General features: G+C 51.6%; 4 protein-coding genes. 3 read left to right on the forward strand and 1 reads right to left on the reverse strand.

Going from position 1 to position 3,029, the window contains the following annotated elements:
* The coding region (locus HP546_RS28420) for a LysR family transcriptional regulator (RefSeq protein WP_172232604.1) at window positions 1-933 on the reverse strand (933 nt) is incomplete at its 3' end.
* Window positions 934-1,192: 259 nt separating this feature from the next.
* Between HP546_RS28420 and HP546_RS28425 the strand changes: the two genes are divergently transcribed.
* The 3 genes from HP546_RS28425 to HP546_RS28435 form a co-directional block, all read left to right on the forward strand.
* Window positions 1,193-1,612 carry a GtrA family protein gene (locus HP546_RS28425; RefSeq protein WP_080889212.1) on the forward strand — a complete coding sequence of 140 codons (420 nt, stop codon included), beginning with the start codon at window positions 1,193-1,195 and terminating at the stop codon, window positions 1,610-1,612.
* The gene (locus HP546_RS28430; protein WP_059395180.1) at window positions 1,578-2,561 is read left to right on the forward strand and encodes a glycosyltransferase family 2 protein; all 984 of its coding nucleotides are present in this window, start codon (window positions 1,578-1,580) and stop codon (window positions 2,559-2,561) included. Before HP546_RS28425 ends, HP546_RS28430 begins: the two co-directional genes overlap by 35 nt.
* A partial coding sequence (locus HP546_RS28435) for a glycosyltransferase family 39 protein (protein ID WP_172232624.1) occupies window positions 2,555-3,029 on the forward strand: 475 nt, incomplete at its 3' end. The genes HP546_RS28430 and HP546_RS28435, both read left to right, overlap by 7 nt.

Raw genomic sequence — 3,029 nt, forward strand, 5'->3', positions numbered from 1 at the left:
CTTTTTTATCAATCTGCGGATCTCCAATACCTGTGGGTTACGAATGCATGTCGATTTGATAACAAGATAGATATCTTTCTCCACTAGGTCATCCAGGAAACCCGGTATAGGAATGATGTTCCTTTCCATTTTTCTACTGTAGTCCGGCAGCACACCGATGCAAGCGCCTCCGACGACGAGGCCGCGTGACAAGTTATAGTTTTTTACCCGTGTTGTGCCTCCCTGATGCTCGGCCATTATCGAAGCCCATTTTTGTGAGTCTGCCAAGATCTCATCATCCCAAGGGACAACGAGCATGAAGTTATGCAGATCCACGTTCTCAACTGGCAGCGTGACGCTTCGTGAGTAGCGACTGGAAATAAACAGCGAATGCCCAATTCGACCAAGCCTTTCAAACCTATAGGTAGGGTTTCGATCGAGCTCGCCGTCATCATCCGGGGTGACGAAAATTATGCCTACATCAACTTCACACTCAGAGAGCATTCTCGCTGTGCACTCAGAGTGGATTTCTAGTTGCATTTCGGCATGATCCCGCACATATGCGACCAGATCGCGGTTCACGATGTCGCTGAGCACCGGCTCCGTGATCGCGATGGTAAGCCTGGGCACTTCCTTCTCGCCGGCCTTGCCGAGGCCGTCTGGGCCGAAGAGCTGGCTCAGGTAATGACTGACCCTTTCGCCTGTGCGCGTCAGAGCAAGCTTGTTGTGCTTATAGACAAATACTGGAGCACCGATGTGCTCCTCAAGCTTTTCTAGGCGTTTCCGCAAGCCTACCACCGGTACATTGAGCCCTCGGGCAGCCTGTTTGAAACTCGCACAACGTGCTGTTGCGAAAAATTCTAGCGCTAGCTGATCATCAATTGGCAGATCATCCAATATGTCAGGACTGTAAGAAACAGAGCCGCTTGTATATGTTTCATTTTGTGTAACCATTAGGTCCCCCTTGATGCGGGGAATTTATCTCAACGCCGCCCGGCATTCCTTATATTGTCAACATTGTAATGTGTAGGTCATGCGTGCGTTATTGGAGGCCCTTCATTGCCAAAGCGTAATTTTCAAGCAATCCTGCTGATATTATAGCCTGCTAGCCTAGCATCCCGTTTTTTTGTTCCTCGAAACATGTGTGTTTAGGTAGCGGTGCTTTTACATTTGATTCACCATTTTTTCACCTTTGCCTCCATAGGCTTCGGACATGGAAAATAAAAGCCCACCTCTTTATAGGTTACTGATTCGTTATCTAGGGATCGGATTCATAGCCACTGCAATCCATTATTTTGTGTTCCTGTTGCTGGTAGCTACAGAGATGTCTACGCCATTTCTAGCCAGTATTTTCGGCGGCCTGGTAGGCGCTATTGCAAGCTTCATAGGTAATAGGGCGTACTGTTTTAAGGCGGATGGCTTTCGGAAATTTCAGCCTCTTCGGTTTGCACTGGTCGCGCTAGCAACAAACATCGGCAACGGCGTGGGTATGTGGTTGCTCATCAAGTCGAATCTGTCACCGCTCATCTCCCAGGTCCTAGTGACTGTGACGCTCACTGCACTTGGATTCATTGCACACCGTTTCTGGACATTCAATCATGCAGACATTACATCGCTTTCCCGAGCGCCCTGATCCCTTATTAACCATAGTCGTTCCATGCTTTCAGGAAGAGGAGAGCATTCCAGAGTTCCATCAGCGCATCACCCGCGTCGTAAAGCGCCTACCTGTCTCTTGTGAGATTCTCTACATTGATGATGGAAGCAACGATCGAACTGCAAATTTGCTACGCGATTATCAGGATGGATCGGCTGTTCGTAGTCTGTTCCTCAGCCGCAACTTCGGCAAAGAGGCAGCACTGAGCGCCGGGATAGATCATGCCCGTGGCAGCGCATTAATCTTCATTGACGTCGACCTGCAGGACCCACCTGAGCTCATCCCGGCCATGGTGGATTTCTGGCAGCGTGGCTACGATGTAGTAAACATGCAGCGCAACCTTAGAACCGGTGATTCATGGTTCAAGCGTGTGAGTGCCCGGGCTTACTACTGGGTCATGCAGCGCCTGGTTGAAAAGGTTGATCTGCCCGCCGATGTCAGCGATTTCCGCCTGATCGGACCTGCTCCACTGGCGGCACTTCGAGCGCTGGATGAGCGTTCCAGAATACTCAAGGGGATGATCGGCTGGGTAGGTTTTCGCACCGTCGAGCTGCCTTACGATCGTACTGTGCGCCATGCCGGTAGCACCAAGTGGAACGCCGCTGGCCTCTTCAATTTGGCCATTGAGAGCATCGTCAGTTTCTCTCGCAAACCGCTACGCATATTCAGTCTAATCAGCTTCGGTCTATTCGTCTCCAGCATCTGCTACATGCTTGCATCGCTCGTAGCAGGCAGCTTCGACGTCCATCACCTGCTCGTCGGAATGGCTTCATTTCTGTGCATCGGAGTTGCCATGGTGGGGGAGTACCTAGGCGTGGCACTCGCAGAAGTCAAACGCCGGCCTCGCTATTTCCTGAAGAGCAACAGCAAGGCAGATCCCGTGTCGCTCCATGCTTCGGTGCCTTTGATCGAGGGTAAGAAATGCTGAATCTGAGAAAAGAGCGGCCCCTGTGGTGGATCCTGGGTTCAATTCTGGTATTGCGCTTGTTGGGTTTGGGCGTCTACCCACTGATGGACACATCGGAGGCACGCTATGCCGAAATGGCACGCAAGATGGTCGAGTTAAACGATTGGATCACGCCGATGTTCGACTACGGGGTACCGTTCTGGGGTAAGCCGCCGCTATCCTTCTGGACCCAGGCTGCGAGCATGACGGTTTTCGGGGTGAATGAGTTCGCTGCTCGATTCCCGGCCTGGCTGCTGCATCTGGGCAGCTGTTTCATCATCATCAAGCTCGGTACTCAGCAGATCTCGCGTAATGCTGGAATCTGGGCCGCCATCATCTTCTCTAGTACGACACTTGGCCTAGTCTCCAGCGGAGTCGTGCTGACTGACCCTGTTCTGTCGTTCTCGATTTTGCTCTCCAGCTATGGATTCTGGCGTTGGATGAAGTGCT

It is taken from the genome of Pseudomonas sp. CM25 (assembly GCF_013179705.1).
In the GTDB taxonomy this organism is placed as follows: domain Bacteria; phylum Pseudomonadota; class Gammaproteobacteria; order Pseudomonadales; family Pseudomonadaceae; genus Aquipseudomonas.

Excerpts from the sequence above, each read along its gene's own strand:
- HP546_RS28425 (WP_080889212.1), top strand. The coding sequence starts at position 1,193 with ATGGAAAATAAAAGCCCACCTCTTTATAGGTTACTGATTCGTTATCTA.
- HP546_RS28430 (WP_059395180.1), top strand. The coding sequence starts at position 1,578 with ATGCAGACATTACATCGCTTTCCCGAGCGCCCTGATCCCTTATTAACC.